Consider the following 19025-nt stretch of genomic DNA (forward strand, 5'->3'; position numbering starts at 1 on the left):
TCTATGGTCCCATTTTCCAAAGGGTTCTTCTCACTAAACTTCTTGCGATGTCGTGGTCCTACAACCCCAATATTGCCGTAACAACATTGGTTTGGGCTAATCCCCGTTCGCTCGCCACTACTAGGGGAATCATTATTATTTTCTTTTCCTACAGGTACTAAGATGTTTCAGTTCCCTGTGTTAGCCTCTTGCTATGCAAGATGTCATTCCTTCAGAATGACGGGTTGTCCCATTCGGAAATCTTCGGATCAAAGGTTATTTGCACCTTCCCGAAGCTTATCGCAGCTTATCACGTCCTTCATCGCCTCCGAGAGCCAAGGCATCCGCCATGCGCCCTTGCTTACTTTCTTTCAAACTTCTTAAATTGAAAATTGAGAATTGAGAATTAAAAAATAATACTCAATGACAATATCAATCACGTACGGTTTGATATATACTTTTAGCTCTTACTAAAATTTTACTTTTTGTACATCATGTCAAAGATCGTTTCTCTTTTCAGAGATGGTGGAGAATAACGGATTCGAACCGTTGACCCTCTGCGTGCAAGGCAGATGCTCTAGCCAGCTGAGCTAATCCCCCAAGAGGTTATCAAGAATTGCTGCATTCCGCTTACGCGTCATTCCTTCGTTCTTGAGCTTGGTAGTCCCAGGCAGAGTTGAACTGCCGACCTCTACATTATCAGTGTAGCGCTCTAACCAACTGAGCTATAGGACTAGTTCAACCTTGTCTACCTGTATGTTAGACTCGGCTTCTTTTTTCTCTTGTTTATCTCTATCTATACTTCTATAGATGGTTGATCTATATATTATAAATAAACAAGTACCAGTAGTACAAAAAACAGAACCTTTAAAGTCTATAAGTGGCTGTCACGTTTAGGTGACAGTTACGACATCGCTCCAGAAAGGAGGTGTTCCAGCCGCACCTTCCGGTACGGCTACCTTGTTACGACTTAGCCCCAATTACCAGTTTTACCCTAGGACGCTCCTTGCGGTTACGTACTTCAGGTACCCCCGGCTTTCATGGCTTGACGGGCGGTGTGTACAAGGCCCGGGAACGTATTCACCGCGCCATGGCTGATGCGCGATTACTAGCGAATCCAGCTTCACGAAGTCGGGTTGCAGACTTCGATCCGAACTGAGAGAGGTTTTTGGGATTAGCATCACGTCGCCGTGTAGCTGCCTTCTGTACCCCCCATTGTAACACGTGTGTAGCCCCGGACGTAAGGGCCGTGCTGATTTGACGTCATCCCCACCTTCCTCACATCTTACGACGGCAGTCTCTCTAGAGTCCTCAGCATGACCTGTTAGTAACTAAAGATAAGGGTTGCGCTCGTTATGGCACTTAAGCCGACACCTCACGGCACGAGCTGACGACAACCATGCAGCACCTTCACAAATGCCTTGCGGCTATATAGTTTCCTACATATTCATTTGCAATTTAAGCCCGGGTAAGGTTCCTCGCGTATCATCGAATTAAACCACATGTTCCTCCGCTTGTGCGGGCCCCCGTCAATTCCTTTGAGTTTCACCGTTGCCGGCGTACTCCCCAGGTGGAATACTTAATGCTTTCGCTTGGCCGCTTACTGTATATCGCAAACAGCGAGTATTCATCGTTTACTGTGTGGACTACCAGGGTATCTAATCCTGTTTGATACCCACACTTTCGAGCATCAGTGTCAGTAACAGTCTAGTGAGCTGCCTTCGCAATCGGAGTTCTTCGTGATATCTAAGCATTTCACCGCTACACCACGAATTCCGCCCACCTCTACTGTACTCAAGACTGCCAGTTTCAACTGCAATTTTACGGTTGAGCCGCAAACTTTCACAACTGACTTAACAATCCACCTACGCTCCCTTTAAACCCAATAAATCCGGATAACGCTCGGATCCTCCGTATTACCGCGGCTGCTGGCACGGAGTTAGCCGATCCTTATTCATATGGTACATACAAAATTCCACACGTGGAAAACTTTATTCCCATATAAAAGAAGTTTACGACCCATAGAGCCTTCATCCTTCACGCTACTTGGCTGGTTCAGGCCTGCGCCCATTGACCAATATTCCTCACTGCTGCCTCCCGTAGGAGTTTGGACCGTGTCTCAGTTCCAATGTGGGGGACCTTCCTCTCAGAACCCCTATCCATCGTAGTCTTGGTGGGCCGTTACCCCGCCAACAAACTAATGGAACGCATCCCCATCGATAACCGAAATTCTTTAATAAAAATATCATGCGATATTCGTATACTATCCGGTATTAATCTTTCTTTCGAAAGGCTATTCCAGAGTTATCGGTAGGTTGGATACGTGTTACTCACCCGTGCGCCGGTCGCCATCTCTTCTATTGCTAGAAGAATGCTGCCCCTCGACTTGCATGTGTTAAGCCTGTAGCTAGCGTTCATCCTGAGCCAGGATCAAACTCTTCATTGTAAAAGTATTTTTTATCATCGGTTAAGATGACTTTTTTGCTCTGTTCAGGACGCCGTAAATTTATTGACCTTATTCAAATACCTATTAGTCTTAACTGTATCGCTACTGAATAAGACAAGTATTGACGGTTCTATTTTTTTACTTGTACTACTTGTATTGTTTATCAATATTTCAAAGAACTTGTTGCTTTCGTTTTAAAAGCGGGTGCAAAGATAAGGGCTTTATTTTTAACTACCAAACTTTTTCGGAAGTTTTTTTTAGTTTTTCTTTTTACTCAATTTCTCTGGCTCTCTATGCGAAAGGGAAAGAATGTATGAAAGAATAACTCTTGCCGTTTTTCTTTGCGAATCGGACTGCAAAGATAAGAACTTTATTTATTATAATCCAAACTTTTTCGGAAGTTTTTTGTTCTTTTCTTTAAGTGGGATTCCGCTTTTTCACTAAGTCAATTTTTCAAGGCTTTCTTCTCTTGGAAAGCGGGTGCAAAAGTACGCCCTTTTCGTATACACTCCAAATATATCAAACTATTTTTTCTAATTATTTTTGAATACATTTGCTAAAGTGCTGATGCATAACGATGTTGTAGAACATATTTTTTAAGTACGGGCAGATTGTGTGCGGAAACGACGAGAGGGATACACATTATTATACCACACGCAGGCGCGTAAAGGCGTGAAAAGAGAATGAAAAGAAAAAGACGAAAAAGAAAACTACAAGAAAATAGATATTAGAAAAAAGCAAGAGGATTTAGAATCAACCGTCAGAATACTTTTTCTAAGCGGTCTAACGGTTGACTATTCCATAGGTATAGATCGGATAAATACAGAGTGGGTACTAATCAGATTCTAACTATAAAATCAGAATGTCATTCTTTTTTAGAGTTCTCTATTCGCAGGCTGACAAGTTCAACCCACTTCTTTATGCCCAAATCAAAGCCGCCTTTTTCTAACAGATGAAGGGCGCCCGCATAATGAAGGGCAGTCTCCTCCCTACTACAGCTTATCTTACAAGACAGTTCACCCAGATAGTATTCCAGCCGGGCCATTTGGATATAGTCCAATAAAGTATAATCCCCTTCGATTGACAAATCAATCAACTCCCGTATCAAAGCATAGGCTAGTTCACATTCCGTATAGGTTAAATCCGAGAGGGGTTTGTACATAACAGGATGCTGAGTCAGCTGAACAACAATTCGATTAAAGTCTCCGTACATAGGTTGCGTTTATTACCGCATCAGTTCCCGGTGGTGCGAGGGTTATAAAAAAAAGAGAGCGTGGAAACTATCTATTCATGCCATATATAGGTATCCGCTAAGACCCCTTTCGTGAACATGAATGATAGCCCCACGCCCAATTGGATATATAACAAGGTTATACAGACAATAGTGCGTGAGACCTGTCATTCATTCCATTCACGAAAGTTAAAATTTAGCGGATTTTATATATGAATGTAACAAATAACCGTTCTCAATAAAATTATTAAAAAACTACTTCCTTCGCTCGAAAGTAAGTTATCACAAAAGTAGAAATAAATATCTATTAAACAAACAATTTTGACAGGAAAAACATGATAGATCAATTAATTCAGTCCATATCGCATAAAAAGCACAACCCCAATATCCTACTAGAAACAATTTTTCTTTTTCATTTCTCATATTCTCATAACACGCACAATATTTTTCTGTAAATCAACAATATAACACAATGAGAATAAAAATACAAAACGGCATTTCACATAGTATGACCCACATTTTGTACATAAAACAACCTATTTCTCATAACTTATCAAGGTATTTCTCATAGCATTTTGACTATTTATCTTATAAATTCTCAAGCTAGATCCTAAGCTAAAGACCAAGTTGAATACCAGACTATGCACCTATTTACAATATATTATCAATGCTTATTGAAAGTATATAGAGCAGACATCCGCATATTTTTCTACCGGCATCTGTATCGTTCCACTCCAGTGGACAGGCCTGTGCACTAGAGTAGAAAGAACCGTCCACTAGAGTGGAACGATCTGTTCACTCGAGTGCAACGATACAGATAGTAGCAGGAAGAAATGGCAATGAGTAAGGGAAAACAGTAAGATATAAGGTGAATGATACACAGGAAAGCAGTAAACAATAGGAAGTTGATTAATAAACGACATAGGGAAAGGAATAATCGTAAGTCCGGCGAGAGTCCGGGAAAAGCCGCAGCCATCATGTATGAGAAATGAGCAAAACAAATAAGAAGGAGTATGAGAATAAGATGAGAAATGATTTGAAACCTATGAGAAATGCATCTTTTTTAGGGGTAAATGATGGAAATACTATGAGAAATGCCATTTCACAGTTCATTTCTCATAGTATTATATCATTGATTTACAAACTGTTATCATATCATTTATGAGAACATGAGAAATGAATATGAAAAAACGTTTGCAGAAGCTGAATTCAGCGAAGACTGCTGAATTCAAATTGTAAATACGACACCTCCTTATGAATCAGGCTGAATTTATCCGGGTAAAATTTGCTCTATTTCTTTCAACTCGTCTGCCGTGAACTCCAAATGTTCCAGCGCTTTCAAATTGTCGGCTAACTGATTCACAGAACTTGCACCTACAATCACTGATGTCATTCTTTCGTCTTTCAGCACCCATGCCAAAGCCATTTCAGCCAGCGTTTGCCCACGGCGGCGGGCTATTTCATTTAATTGACGGGCAGCTTCTACCTTTTCATGCGTCACTTGAGATTGTTGAAGAAAACCCGAAGAACGGGCAGCACGGGAACCTTCCGGAATGCCGTTCAGATATTTATCGGTCAATAATCCTTGTGCCAAAGGAGAGAAAGCTATGAAGCCGGAACCGTACTCCGCTGCTAAAGGAAGTGATTCAGCCTCAACCGCACGATCGAACATACTATATCGATATTGACTGATAAGACAGGGAACACCGGCTTTTGCCATCATCTCATAGGCAACACGGGCTTGTTCGGGAGGATATTTAGAAATTCCGATATACAATGCTTTCCCTTGCTTCACAATATCAATCAATGTCTGGATGGTTTCTTCAACTGGAGTGACTCCGTCATAACGATGACTATAAAAGATATCAAAATACTCCAAACCTGTCCGGCGGAGACTTTGGTCAATGCTCGCCATCAGGTTTTTACGAGAGCTATTTCCGCCATAAGGACCTGCCCACATGTCATGACCGGCTTTGGAGGAGATAATCATTTCATCCCGGTAGCCTTGAAAGTTCTCTTTCAAAATTCGTCCGAAATTTACTTCCGCACTTCCGGGAGTGGGACCATAATTATTTGCCAAGTCGAAATGAGTAACACCGTGATCGAAAGCATACTTAATCATGTCGGTTGCTACATTGAAGTTGTCCACACTACCGAAATTATGCCACAACCCCAAAGAGATTAGAGGTAACTGCAAGCCACTCTTGCCACAATATTTATATGGCATCTGTTCGTAACGATCGGCTGCCGGCTGATAACTGAAAGAGTTTTCCATAAAGCAGAATATTTATATTTTCCTTTCACAAAGAAAGGAAAAATATTCCAATTACGGCTTCAACCGGATATTAAAAAAAAGGCGGATCAGAACTGGAAATAGATAAACGGCTGAATCTCCGAACTCTTCATCTGAATAACAAGGTAAATCAAAGCTACCATCAATACTGCTTTTCCTACGAACGGTAAACGGATCACTCCCCGGCAAGCTGCATTTTCCCAACTATCGGGAGCAAAATGAAGCAGGAAGCCGAGCAACATTAATGCGAATACTTTCCAATATCCTTCAAGTAGCTGTGGGAACAGTTGCGGACGGAAAGTTGTGAATATCTGTCCCAGCATATCCATTGAGTTCTGAAAATCGGCATTACGGAAGAAAATCCAGCAGAAGCAGACAAAATGGAAAGTAATAATCACTCCGAACACACGCCGCCAACCATGACTTTGTTCTCCTTTCTTACGTCCGGTGATGGTCATCCACATTTTATGCAATGCTAAAGCAACACCATGGAAGGTTCCCCAAAGAACGAAGTTCCAAGATGCGCCATGCCACAATCCACCCAGAAACATGGTAATAATAAGATTCAGATATTGCCGGAACTTACCTTTTCGGTTTCCTCCTAAAGAAATATACAGATAATCCCGCAGCCAACTGGACAAAGAGATGTGCCAACGACGCCAGAATTCGGTAATGGAGGCAGACTTATAAGGAGAATTAAAGTTGAGATTAAAATGAAAGCCCAACAATAAAGCGATACCGATAGCCATGTCACTATATCCGGAAAAGTCGCAGTAAATCTGTAAAGCATAACCATACACTCCCATCAGATTCTCAACACCCGAATAGAGAGTAGGATTATCAAAAATACGTTCTACAAAGTTGATGCTGATATAGTCGGAGATAATGGCTTTCTTGAAAAGACCGGATACGATCAGAAAGATTCCGCGGCCGAACATCTCCTGCGAAACAAAGAGAGGTTTCCGGATTTGCGGGATAAAGTCGCGGGCACGCACGATAGGTCCCGCCACCAACTGGGGGAAGAAAGATACATAGAAAGCGTAGTCCAAAAGATTCGTCAATGGCTTTATGTCCCTCCGGTAAACGTCGATGGTGTAGCTTAGCGACTGGAAAGTAAAGAAGGAGATACCGACCGGCAGGAATATATCAAGAGCGGTAAACTCTCCTCCCATCAATGATGCTATCACCCCACCCAGGAAATTGGTATATTTGAAATAGACAAGAAGTCCCAGATTGATACTCAGGCTCAAAACAACTAATCCTTTACGTTTCCAATACCCCTCTGCACGGTCCATTAGCTGTGCAAGAAAGAAGTCGGCAACGGTGACTATAGCAAGCAGGAAAAAGTATGTGCCGCTACTCTTGTAGTAGAAATAATAGGAAAAGAGGGTGACAAACAAGATACGGGCAGTGTATTTACGTTGTAACAACACATACACTACCATGAAAGCAGCGAACAGCCAAAGGAAGATACCGCTGCTAAATATCATCGGGGCTTGCGGATCGTAGGTAAGTACCTCTTTTAGTCTACTGAAATCTATATCAATGGGAAACATAGTCATTATATGCTTGTATAAGTGCTTGGTATAATAAATTTCCTTGCAGGATGTATCCTTCAGGTAAATAATGTACATGATCGGGACGCATCAGGTTTGCCTCCGTCCAGTTGGTGCAGGCACGACGCTTCCCTCCGACTACATCATACATATCCCACACGAGCAGGCGATGGTCTTTAGCATAACGGCGGATAGTTTCCGCTGCTGTTGCCGTACGGGGATTGATGGCATACGTGCGTCTACGCCTCCGTTGCCGGAAACTTTCATAGGAACCGGGAGGGGTAGTCAGAAGAATGGGGATGTTAGGAAGACTGTCGCGCAACAGCTTCACAAGTTCATCCATCTGATTATAGTGCACATTTATATTATAACGCCGGTTATGGCTTTCATTGGTTCCGAAAGAGAGAATCAGCAATTCGGGTTTCAAGGCAGCAATTTCGGCAATACGATCCGGATGGGTAAATGTAAGGCAAGTAGCTCCGTTGACACCTTTATCAATATAAGAAATGGCACCAAAGGTTTCTGTCAAACGGGCACCGGTGGTTTGGGGATAGATATGTCCACGCACGTGGCTATCGCCAATATGAACGATGCGGACTGTATCTTCGGAGAGTCCTGCACGTACCTGACGGAGATGTTCAAAGACGGGAGCCAGCAGAGCAATGCTGTCAATAATCTCATTCCGTCCGGTTTCGCGAAAAGCAGCAGGGAAGGCTACTTGTACGTTGATCGTATCATTCGCCCAGTTCATTTCCCGTAAAGGCTTTATCCGCTTTGCAGTCTTTCCCAATGGAGAGCATACAGGCATACGGTCTTGCGCGATTGTTTCTGTAAGAAAACAAGGGACACTCAACATACCGGCGAGAATGAGAATAAAGATGGACAGCAGGTTACTCTTTCTCATAAGCACGCCTCCTGTCGTATTGTTCCTTACCATAGATCATGGTTTCATAAAGCAATCCTGCCAAATGCTTACCGCCACGGAAGTTTATATGCGTATAATCGTAGTTCGCCATAGAGGGTTTGGCATGGACGAGTTTTGCCATACTGCCCTCTCCGCCCATTGCTTCAAACATATTCCAGAATGCAATGCCGCTTTCAGCAGCAATGTTCTGCTGATAACGAATCAGATTCTTGACACCGGGCATGGTACGGAGTTCGCCGTTTTCGTTCTTATAATCACGGTCGCCAACGCTCAATAACAGGATTCCCGCTTGTGGGAAACATTCTTTCAGATGCTCGATAGCTGTAATCAATCCCTTCTGGTAATTATCATAATTGCGTCCCCGTTCGGTAGCCACATTCAATCCATATTCGAGGATAATCAGGTCGTAAGGACGCTGGCGGTTAAACTGCTTCAACGTTTGTACCGGAATACCGCGCAGGGAAAGACCGGAACTGCCACGCAACGAAAAGTTATCGAGAATGATTCCTTTCTTTCCATCCATTGCCAAGCCATAGAACAGGGTAGAGTCTGCACGATCTACTGTCCAACGGATAGAACCGATGCGTCCATCCACCTGAACTTGTTGCAATCCATCGGAAGGACCTAAAGAGTAATTCTTGTTTTCTCCTTTGTTCACACGGGCAGAAAGAAGAACGGAATCTTTGTTACAGAAGAAAATGGAGGCACGCTGGCAAGTATCGAGCAGGGAGGCGTATTTATTTTGTCCGCGCAGTTCTACATAAGCTCCGTTCCGGGGGACGAAATAGTGTCCGGAAATGCCTTGTTTCTTCTTATCGAAATAGACACTGTCTGTTACTGCATGACTGGACCATCCGCCAAATGTATGCCGTACCGTAGGACGGTAACCGCTTGTCATGGAAGTGATGGTAACAAAACCTACACCGCAACCGCCGAATTGTTTCTGAAGCATTTCGCGCAAGTCGGCTGTAAATATATCCGCTTCGATAAAGGAATCTCCGAATACGGCAATGCGTACCTGTTTGTCATCAGAGTCAGTGGAAGAGACACGGTTGAGTGCTTCGTAGAAAGGAGTCATTCCCCGGAGGGTGGAATCGCTATAATCTTCAATGCAAGTCATGCCTGCGCGGCAGGTATCTACAAAAGCCGGTTTTACAACAGGAGGCAAAGGGATGCTGTCCGAATCAGCTGCAGCAGTCTCCGATTCGGGGTAACGAAGATCGCTCAAAAGGTCTACCCGCCTCATCGTGTGTCCGTCAATAGTCAATACCGGAAGCCAATGAAGCCCGAGTAAGGCTGCAAATACAGTCAGTACGAACCACAACGAATATTTCAAATAATTCTTTATTATCTCCATAATGTTCCTAAAATCCAAAACGACCGCAAAGATAGACAAAAGCCACAAAAAGAAAGGAGAATCTACATTATTTATTAGATTCTCCTTTCCTTTTTATCTATCTACCGGATCGTTTTTAAATGGTCCGTTCAATGTTCCACACAAATGCGCGCAAGCCTAATTGTTGTGTTTCCAAGTCCATTTTATGCAAGGTGTCCAACAACGGATCGACTTTGCTGTCGTCTACTACTGTCAGGATAGCCGAGCACATACTTGGCCAGGCATGGCTTCCGAAATGCGGATCGCCTGTCTTCGAGCCACGTCCCTGTACTTTTTCGAGGTAGGTAAAACCACGACAACCCAAACGGTCGAGCAATGCCATGATTCGTTCGTAATAAGCCTGGTCGAATGTTATCAATACTGATTTCATATTTCTTTTCTATTATTTCTTTATAATGCTGTCTTTATTCTCCTGGAAGTAAACATCCAATTCACGTTGACGACGAAGTTTACGACGACGGTTCTTGATTCCTGTTCCTGCAAATACACAGTATAAAGTAGGAATCAAAATCAATGTCAACACGGTAGATATTGTCAGACCACCAATGACGGCAATCGCCATCGGACTCCACATTTCAGAACCCTGACCACCACCGATAGCCATCGGAATCATACCGAGAACTGTGGTAGCCGTAGTCATTAATACGGGGCGAAGACGGCTCTTACCTGCTGTTACCACAGAGTTCAGCACTGCGAGTCCACGCTCTCGACAGAGGGTGATGTAGTCGATAAGTACGATACCATTCTTCACCACAATACCAATCAACATGATTCCTCCCAACAAACTCATGACGCTCAATGTGCTGTTTGTGAAGAATAGTGCCATCAAAACACCGCTAAATGCAAACGGCAGGGAGAACATGATAATGAACGGATAAGTCAGTGACTCGAACTGTGCTGCCATCACGATAAATACGAGAATGACAATCAGGATGGCAAGTGTTCCCAAATCGCGGAATGAATCCTGCTGGTCTTCGTACGAACCGGAAATCTGGATAGTGACTTCTCCCGGAAGATCCATTTTATCTATCACCTTATTTCCGGCAGCCACTACGTCGCCCAGCGGAGCTCCGGAGATTACAGCGGAAACGGTCACGATACGTTCACGGTCTTTACGTTCGATGGTAGGAGGTGCAAAACGTTCGACTACCTTTCCGACATCTTTCACACGAACGGATTGTCCTTGTGCATTATAAATGAGGATATTTTCCAGACTTTCCAGACTTGTACGGAATTCAGGTGCGTAACGCACTTTGATATCATATTCATCTCCGTCTTCCCGATATTTAGATGCTACCGCACCATTGACACGGTTGCGCAGGTAGTTACCGGCAGTTGAAAGATTTAAACCATGCATGGCCAGTTTCTCACGGTCGAAGTCTACCTGATATTCAGGCTGGTAGTCACTACGGCTGATATTTACCTCGGTCACGCCTTTCACTTTCAACAATTCACGTTTCAGGCGGGCTGCCACGCTATCGGTTACTGTCATATCGTATCCATAAACCTCAAAGTCGGCACTTGCCTGTGCGGACATACCTGTATTACTACCTCCGAGAATTACTTGCGCCTTACTGAATTCGGGATAGGCTTTCAAATCTTCACGCATCTCATCACAGACTGTTTCCAAAGAAACGTTACGATCGCCCGGGTCTACCAAACTGATGTTGAACGAGATAATATGTGAGCCGTTGTCCTGCATGGATGCCCAGGTGTTATCGGAGTCAGCCTGACCGACTGTATAGTTACAGACTTTCATGATGTCTTTATACTTCGTCAGCCATTGGTTGGTTAACTTCTGAGATAATTCCTGCGCTATCTCTTTTCGTGTACCGATTGGAAGTTCCAACTGTACGGCAATACGGGCATTATCCTGTGCCGGGAAGAACTCTGTACCGATACCCTTTGCACACAGCAAACTGATAACGAAGAAAACGATACATCCCACAATCACAATCGGACGATGACGCACAGCCCAGTTCAACATCTTCGCATACCAGGTATCAAGTCCGTCGAGCGCTTTCTCAATCGGAGTAAAGAAGAGCTTGAACATCTTCGACGGCTTCTTCTGTAAACGAAGCAACTGGGAACAGAGCATCGGAGTCAAGGATAGTGCGGCGACCGTAGAAATAAACATGATGGCACACATCATCCAACCCAACTGTTTGAAAAGTACACCGGACATACCGCTTACCATCGTCAACGGGAAGAACACGGCAATCATGGTCAGCGTAGAAGCGATTACAGAGATTGCCACCTCATTGGTTCCGTGCACGGCTGCCTGTTTCGGATCGGAACCACGCTCGATATGGGTCGTTACATTTTCGAGTACCACAATCGCATCATCCACCACCATACCGATAGCGATAGAAAGTGACGAAAGCGAGATGATATTAATTGTATTTCCACTAACCGCCAGGTAAATGAACGAGGCAATCAATGAAAGCGGGATGGTGATACAGATAATCAGCGTCGCACGCCAACGTCCCAGGAAGAGGAACACGACGATGACAACGAAAAGCAAGGCATAAACAACGGTTTCCGTCAAACTGTCGATGGTGTTCAAAATGTTGTCCGAGGTATCGACAATGACACCAATCTTCACGTCGCTCGGCAGGTTCTTTTGAAGCCTCGGCAGCGCGTCGGCCACTTTCTTGGAGATTTCTACCGAATTGGCTCCCGACTGTTTCTGAACTACAATCATAGCACCTTGCACACCATTATTATAGGTTTCCTGTGCACGTTCTTCCACGGTATCGACAATACGGGCTACATCACGCAAAAAGACATTCGCCCCATTGTGTGTACCCACCACTACATCTGCCAACTGACGGGAATCATCAAACTCACCTTCTACACGCAGTGCATAGGTTTCGCTACCAATATCGAAGTTACCACCGGGAATGTTCTTGTTCTCGGCTCCGATAATGGAACTGATTGTTTCGATAGTCAGATGATAGGCTTCCAGTTTGTTAGGATCGCAATATACCTGAATTTCACGTTGCGGCGCACCACTGATAGACACGGTTCCGACTCCCGGAATACGTGCCAGCGGGTTTACCACACGGTCGTCCAATATCTTATAAAGTGCCGACTGGCTTTCATTGGCCTGTACGGAAAGTAACACAATCGGAATCATGTCCGTACTAAATTTGAAGATGATCGGATTCTCGACATCATCGGGAAGCTGTGAGCTTACCATGTCGAGTTTATCGCGCACATCATTGGTCAGCACGTCAATATCGTTACCAAACTCGAACTCCAATGTAATCAATGACATATTCTCGGAAGAACGGGAGGTAATATGTTTCAGGTTACTCACCGCATTCAATGTATTTTCGAGCGGACGAGTCACATTATTTTCTATATCCGAGGCACTTGCGCCGGGATAAGCGGTCATCACCATGATTGTATTCGTGTCAATGTCCGGATACAAGTCGATAGGTAACTTGGACAAAGAGAAAAGACCAAAAATCACTACTGCCAGGAAGCAGAGGGAGGTCATAATCGGTTTCTTAACCGCACCTTCGTATAAACTCATGTTGTTTTATAAATCTGGTTAATTAATTAAAGCATTAGGCGAAAGGTAGTTTGCACCTTCTATTTAGAAGAAGCTTCTACCTCTACTTCCATACCGTTCACCAAACGCGACTGTCCGGCAACTACAACCTGTGAATTATCAGGTACACCGGATTTTAACTCGTACTCTGTACCCATGCGTCTACCTAATTCGACTTTATTATAAGACACTTTGCCGTCTTTATAAACGAATACATAACGGTCGCCTGAACCTGCCTGCTTAACGATTGCCAAATCGGGAACAACAACGTTTTCTGCCGTTCCGAAGTTTAATGTGGCACGGGCAAACATGCCCGGACGTACGCGCTGGTCTTTATTGTCCAGTCTGATCTCTACCTGGAATGTACGGGTAGTAGCATCTATAGTCGGGTAAATCAGGTTGATGGTTCCTGTAAAGACTTCATCACCATATACATCGAGCTTCACGTCGACAGGCGTACCTTTCTTCACTTTCGTAAAGTAGGTTTCGGACACATTAATCAGGAGTTTCACGGGAGTGATCTGCTCTACTACCAGAACCGGTTCTCCACCACTGTACATATCGCCGTTATCATAGTTGCGTGCAGTCACTACACCATTGATAGGGCTTTGCAAAGAGGTATTCTCCAGCAAATTCTTATAAGCGGTTTTCTTCACATCGAGTTGCATCTTCGAAGCATCCCATTCTGATTTGGACGCACCGCCCACTTTATATAGTTCGTCGATACGGCTGAACTCTATTTCCTGATTGTCGAGTTGCAGCTTCGTCTGTTTCAGGTTGGCTGCATCCATCTGCACAAGTTTCTGTCCTTTGGATACGCGGTCGCCCACTTCTACGAAAATCTGATCGATACGTACGGGAGACGAAGGCGCAATATTATTCTTTACTTCAGCTTCCACCGTTGCTGTGTAATCCTGTATTTGATCTACGGGGCGGGCTTTTACGTCTGCCAGCTTCACAATAGGCTTTGCGTCCACATGTTCCGCAGCAGCTTTGTCTTTTCCACCTGTACATGAGCCCATAAACACAGTTAACAGCAGGGCTACCAATTGGATACTTCTTTTCATATTCCTTACTTGTAATTTTTTAGTTGTCTATCTTTATTCTTTTCCCAGAACCTGATCGAGGTCTGCCTTAGCAACCAGGTAATCGTATATGGACTGATTGTAGGTGAGTTGCGCCTGTGTCAGTGACACTTGGGAACTGTTCAGTTCGAGCACCGTGCCCTTACCTACATCATAACGTTTTTCGGCAATCACCACCGCTTTCTTTGCCTGCATCACATTTTCCTTGTTGCTGACTACCTGCTCTGTGCTGGCACTCATATTATTGCGACAACTGACAATCTGCATATTCAACTGTCTTTCCGTATCGATACGATTCCAATCGAGCTGGCGCATCTGTATACGGGCAGATTTCACTTTCGTAAAATTGCTTGCCTTATATAAAGGTATGCTGATATTGAACATCAGGCTGGAACTGTTGCTCCAGTTATAATCGAAAAAATTGATATTCGGATTATACAATGACTGATATTGATAGGAGAAGCTCATGGAAAGAGTCGGCATAAAGTTCGTCTTTAAAGACTTTACATTCTTTTCGAGCAACTTCATGTTCAAGTCCAACTGCTTCATAGTGGTATTGTTGTTCAGATTCACATTCTCTTCTTTCAACTGATTGGCAAACATGGTCGTCTCATAGTTGGTCAGATTATCATTAATCTTTATCTCCACATCGGCAGTGATGCCCATCAGAACTTTCAACTGTAACTTAGCCAAAGTCACCGCATTGGCTGCCGCAATCAGGTTCGGCTTAATGCTGCGCATCTGTACTTCCGCACTGATCTTGTCATATTCGCTCACAGTTCCCTGCTGATATTTGGCATTCACTACATTGTAATTATCTTCTGCCAGTTTATAGCTGCCTTGAAGCACTTCATAGCTATCCTGTGCAAGCATCAACTGATAATAAGCCTTGCTTACCTGATTCACCAGATCCAGTTTGGAAGCACGTGACTTCTCTACTGCCAGTTCAATGTCCGTCTTTGTCATCGACATAGCACGGTAAACACCCGGCACAAAGAGTGGCAGGTTAATACTCAACCCGGCATTGGCGGTGTTCGAACCGTCTTGCCCCATCTTGAACGACATATCGTTCAATTTCATTTCAGCCGCTTTAATTGTATGGTCTAAGGAACCGGCAATGCTGGCCTCCGGCAACAGACTTTGCCAGGCTTCCTTGCTGGCAACTTTCTTTAAGGCGATTTCTTCCGCTGCCACTTTCATTGTCGGATTCTCATCCAATGCAATTTCCAAGGCTTTGTCTAAGGTTAAGGTTAGGGTATTCTTCTCCGTCTGCGTGTCCTGCGCCTTTGCAAAACCAAATGCACAGAATGCCACAGCTACCAGAAGGATCTTCCGACCTGTCAATCTTTTCATCTTGTTCATAAACTGAATTTCTAATTTAATCTTAATTGTTTGTCAATAGAACCTCACTTTTACTCTAGTCTTCGATGCGGTTCTTGCGATATTCTTGTATAAAGTCTTCCAGTACCCTTGCTCCTTTTTCGGTGGAGATGCCGCGTATATAAGTAAACATGATGGATTCGTACACTTCAATGAAAGGGTATTCATTACAGATGTCCGTATTCAAAAGCACATCAAATTGCTCACGTACCAGCAAATTGACAATAGCGAAGTTTACATCCGAACGAAAGATGCCCTGCTCTACTCCTGTTTTGAAGAAGGACATGGTTTTCATCGAATCGCTGTCCTGCCGATTCTTCATCATCTCATATACTTTGGGATATTTCTTAATGTCTTCAAAAAAGCGTTTGTTCGTCTGATGAAACATCTCAATGCTTTTCTGAAAGACTGCAAGTATCACTTCCAACACATTGTGCGACTGTTCAAAGACTTTCTGCAAATACTTGTCTCTGTCTGCCTGTGCCTTCAGTATGCATTCTTTCAACAACGATTCTTTATCCGAAAAGACTTCGTAGAGCGTACGTTTGGAAATTCCTAATGCTGCTGCAATGTCATCCATTGTAATACTCTTGATGCCTTTTGAAGTAAAAGCTTCTGTTGCCGCCGTTATGATCCGTTCTCTTAACTCTACCCGTTGGGAAGCGTCCTTTCCATGCTCTGTCATCATCCGTTTTTCTATTTTATTAAAATGCAGTTTTCGTTTTCTCTTCATTTCCAAAGGAAAAACGGAACAAAGATATACAGAAAACTCAATTAACAAATTAAGTTTCCAGCTATTTATAGTCCATTTGGGATTTATTATCATTCAATAGAGTGAAATGAAAACAAGTGTTAATAGGAAATTTGGAACAAACACAGAAGAAAGGTAAAAGGAGGGAATATAGGAAGTAAAGTTTTATCGTTTATAGAAGAGAGGAGAGCCAATAAATGCCGGATAAATATCGATAAGAATCGACACTTACCCGGCAATAACAGTCACCATTATTAACGAAAAGCGAAAAAGGGTCAATTTATTGTCAGTATTCAATCTGTGTCCTCTTCAGGAAGGCGACTGTTTTATGTATTTCCTTGTACATCACAATGTCATCTTTTACAAAAGGCACTTCTTTCCGATAGGCATGGAGGAAACGCTCAAGAACGGGAGAGGTTTTCTGCGGGCGGCGGAAGTCGATGCCTTGTGCGGCGTTCATCAGTTCGATGGCAAGGATATGTTCCAGGTTGTCCATCACTTTATAGAGTTTGGTGGCGGCATTGGCACCCATGCTTACATGGTCTTCCTGTCCGTTGGAGGAGACGATGGAGTCGCTCGAAGCTGCATAGCAGTACATTTTATTCTGGCTGACCATGGAGGCGGCGGCATACTGGGGAATCATGAAGCCGGAGTTCAGACCGGGGTTGGCTACGAGAAATTCAGGTAGTCCACGGAGTCCCATAATCAATTGGGAGACACGGCGTTCGGAGATATTTCCCAATTCGGCCAAAGCGATGGAGAGGAAGTCATAAGAGATGGCAAGCGGTTGCCCGTGAAAGTTTCCGCCGGAGATGATCCGGTCTTCATCGGGGAAGATGGTGGGGTTGTCCGTGACGGAATTGATTTCGGTCAGCAGTACGGAGGCAACGTAGCGAATGGCATCTTTGGTGGCACCATGTACTTGCGGGATGCAGCGGAAGGAATAGGGATCTTGCACATGTTCCTCGTGGCGTTCGATTAGTTCGCTGCCTGCCAGTAGTTTGCGGAAGGCTTCGCCTGTCTCAATCTGTCCCTGATGGGGACGGATTTGCTGGATGCAGTCCATAAACGGGTCGATACGGCCGTCAAAGGCTTCGAGGGAAAGGGCGGCTATCAGGTCGGCCTTTTTCGAGAGGCGGAAGGCTTTGAGCATAGCAAACACACCGTTGGCACTCATAAATTGGGTGCCGTTCAGCAGGGCTAGTCCTTCTTTGCTCATTAGTTTGACCGGTTCCCAGCCAAATTCGTCGAGTACGCTGATGGCTTCGCACTTTTTTCCTTTATAGTAGACATCACCGACGCCTATCAGAGGAAGGAAAAGGTTGGCTAGCGGTGCCAGGTCGCCGGAGGCTCCAAGGGAACCGCGGTCGTAGACGATAGGCATGACGTCATTATTGAAAAAATCGAGGATGCGTTGCACGGTGATAACTTGTACGCCGCTATGTCCTAATGAAAGGGCATGGGCTTTGAGGAGCATCATCAGTTTGATGATGACGGGGCGAATTTCTTCGCCTACGCTGCAAGCATGGCTTTTTATCAGGTTCTCCTGAAGGGTTCCCAGTTCATCGGGAGATATATTTTTAGTGCATAGAGAGCCGAAACCTGTTGTTATGCCGTATAATGGTTCTTCGGAAGAAGCTATTTTTTGGTCGAGGTAGTCGCGACATTTCTGGATGCGTAACTTGGCTTCGGGAGCTAGTTCCAGTTTCAGGTTTTCGTTTATAATTCGTTCGATGATTTCGAAGGTCAGTGCTCCGGAACCGATATGGTATACATTCTTACTCATACGCGCAGGTCTTGATTTACGGCATCCAACAATTCTTTTTCTCTCTGACAGGCGGTTTGCTCGATGGCATCGGCTTCGGTTTGCAGCTGGAGGACAAAATCTCTGTCTTTGAGCGAACCGAGGTTGATACGGACATTCAGTAAGGCTCCCAATACGGCGGTACGGGCGGACATCATTGCTACACAGGCATCTGTGACAGCATTCCGGTTACCAAGACGGGCAACATCTGCTATAACGGACATCATATCCAGTGCTTTGCGGGCTACTTCCAACGGAACGAGGGCGGCTTGTTTGGTTGCCTTCTGGATAGCGGCACTTCGGGCGGCTTTCTCTTCGTCGGTTGTTTTAGGTAGTTTAAAGCAGGCAAATACTTCGTTGTAGGCAGCTGAATCTTTGTCTATAAGTGCCATAAATTCGTCCAGCAAACGGAGAGTGATGGTTTGTGCGTGCTGCATTACTTCTTCACTGACTTCATATCCTTTTTTTCCTACGGTCAGCCGTGCCACCATCGTAGAAAGGGAGGAAGCCAGCGCTCCATTCAAAGCGGCAATACTACCGCCACCGGGCACAGGGTCACTGCAAGCTACTTTATCTAAGAAATCTTTTACGGTTAAATCTGCTAACATGGTATTCTGTTT

12 protein-coding genes, 2 tRNA genes and 2 rRNA genes (1 of these 16 only partly in view) are annotated in these 19025 nt (G+C 44.3%); all 16 read right to left on the minus strand.

Translation table 11 applies throughout. The features are described 5' to 3' along the window. Positions 1–350, minus strand: a 23S ribosomal RNA gene (locus H8796_RS02770) (it extends 2530 nt beyond the left edge of the window). A 152-nt stretch (positions 351–502) separates the two neighbouring features. Further along, positions 503–579 (minus strand) — tRNA-Ala (locus H8796_RS02775). A 58-nt stretch (positions 580–637) separates the two neighbouring features. Beyond that, positions 638–714: transfer RNA gene (locus H8796_RS02780), tRNA-Ile, on the minus strand. Between the two features lie 186 nt (positions 715–900). After that, positions 901–2425, minus strand: a 16S ribosomal RNA gene (locus H8796_RS02785). Together the 16S and 23S rRNA genes with 2 tRNA genes alongside form the textbook arrangement of a ribosomal RNA operon. An 865-nt stretch (positions 2426–3290) precedes the next feature. After that, a complete protein-coding gene (locus tag H8796_RS02790) occupies positions 3291–3638 on the minus strand; it encodes a hypothetical protein (RefSeq protein WP_004296294.1) in 348 nt (115 codons plus the stop codon). Between the two features lie 1288 nt (positions 3639–4926). Continuing rightward, a complete protein-coding gene (locus tag H8796_RS02795) occupies positions 4927–5931 on the minus strand; it encodes an aldo/keto reductase (protein ID WP_117936405.1) in 1005 nt (334 codons plus the stop codon). 86 nt (positions 5932–6017) lie between these two features. Continuing rightward, positions 6018–7505, minus strand: coding sequence for an MBOAT family protein (locus H8796_RS02800; RefSeq protein ID WP_074559192.1), 1488 nt, complete (start codon positions 7503–7505; stop codon positions 6018–6020). Further along, positions 7492–8409 (minus strand): SGNH/GDSL hydrolase family protein, encoded by a 918-nt coding sequence (locus H8796_RS02805; protein ID WP_187343929.1) that lies wholly within the window; start codon positions 8407–8409, stop codon positions 7492–7494. The genes H8796_RS02800 and H8796_RS02805 overlap by 14 nt, the downstream gene beginning before the upstream one ends. Further along, entirely contained in the window at positions 8396–9787 is a 1392-nt protein-coding gene (locus H8796_RS02810; RefSeq protein ID WP_117936403.1) for an SGNH/GDSL hydrolase family protein, read from the minus strand. The genes H8796_RS02805 and H8796_RS02810 overlap by 14 nt, the downstream gene beginning before the upstream one ends. A 115-nt stretch (positions 9788–9902) precedes the next feature. After that, complete coding sequence (locus tag H8796_RS02815) at positions 9903–10196, minus strand: PG0541 family transporter-associated protein (protein ID WP_004296309.1); 294 nt, start codon at positions 10194–10196, stop codon at positions 9903–9905. 12 nt (positions 10197–10208) lie between these two features. Continuing rightward, entirely contained in the window at positions 10209–13367 is a 3159-nt protein-coding gene (locus H8796_RS02820; protein WP_117936401.1) for an efflux RND transporter permease subunit, read from the minus strand. A gap of 59 nt (positions 13368–13426) precedes the next feature. Beyond that, the gene (locus H8796_RS02825) at positions 13427–14452 is read right to left on the minus strand and encodes an efflux RND transporter periplasmic adaptor subunit (RefSeq protein ID WP_004296311.1); all 1026 of its coding nucleotides are present in this window, start codon (positions 14450–14452) and stop codon (positions 13427–13429) included. Between the two features lie 33 nt (positions 14453–14485). Then, positions 14486–15832 carry a TolC family protein gene (locus H8796_RS02830; RefSeq protein WP_004296312.1) on the minus strand — a complete coding sequence of 449 codons (1347 nt, stop codon included), beginning with the start codon at positions 15830–15832 and terminating at the stop codon, positions 14486–14488. A gap of 55 nt (positions 15833–15887) precedes the next feature. Continuing rightward, positions 15888–16538, minus strand: a complete 651-nt coding sequence (locus tag H8796_RS02835; protein WP_004323670.1) for a TetR/AcrR family transcriptional regulator — start codon at positions 16536–16538, stop codon at positions 15888–15890. Positions 16539–16887: 349 nt separating this feature from the next. Further along, positions 16888–18387 carry a histidine ammonia-lyase gene (gene hutH, locus H8796_RS02840; RefSeq protein ID WP_117936399.1) on the minus strand — a complete coding sequence of 500 codons (1500 nt, stop codon included), beginning with the start codon at positions 18385–18387 and terminating at the stop codon, positions 16888–16890. After that, positions 18384–19013, minus strand: coding sequence for a cyclodeaminase/cyclohydrolase family protein (locus H8796_RS02845; protein ID WP_004296316.1), 630 nt, complete (start codon positions 19011–19013; stop codon positions 18384–18386). Before H8796_RS02845 ends, hutH begins: the two co-directional genes overlap by 4 nt. Positions 19014–19025: the final 12 nt, after the last annotated feature.

This window comes from Bacteroides sp. M10 (genome assembly GCF_014334015.1).
Classification (GTDB): domain Bacteria; phylum Bacteroidota; class Bacteroidia; order Bacteroidales; family Bacteroidaceae; genus Bacteroides; species Bacteroides intestinigallinarum.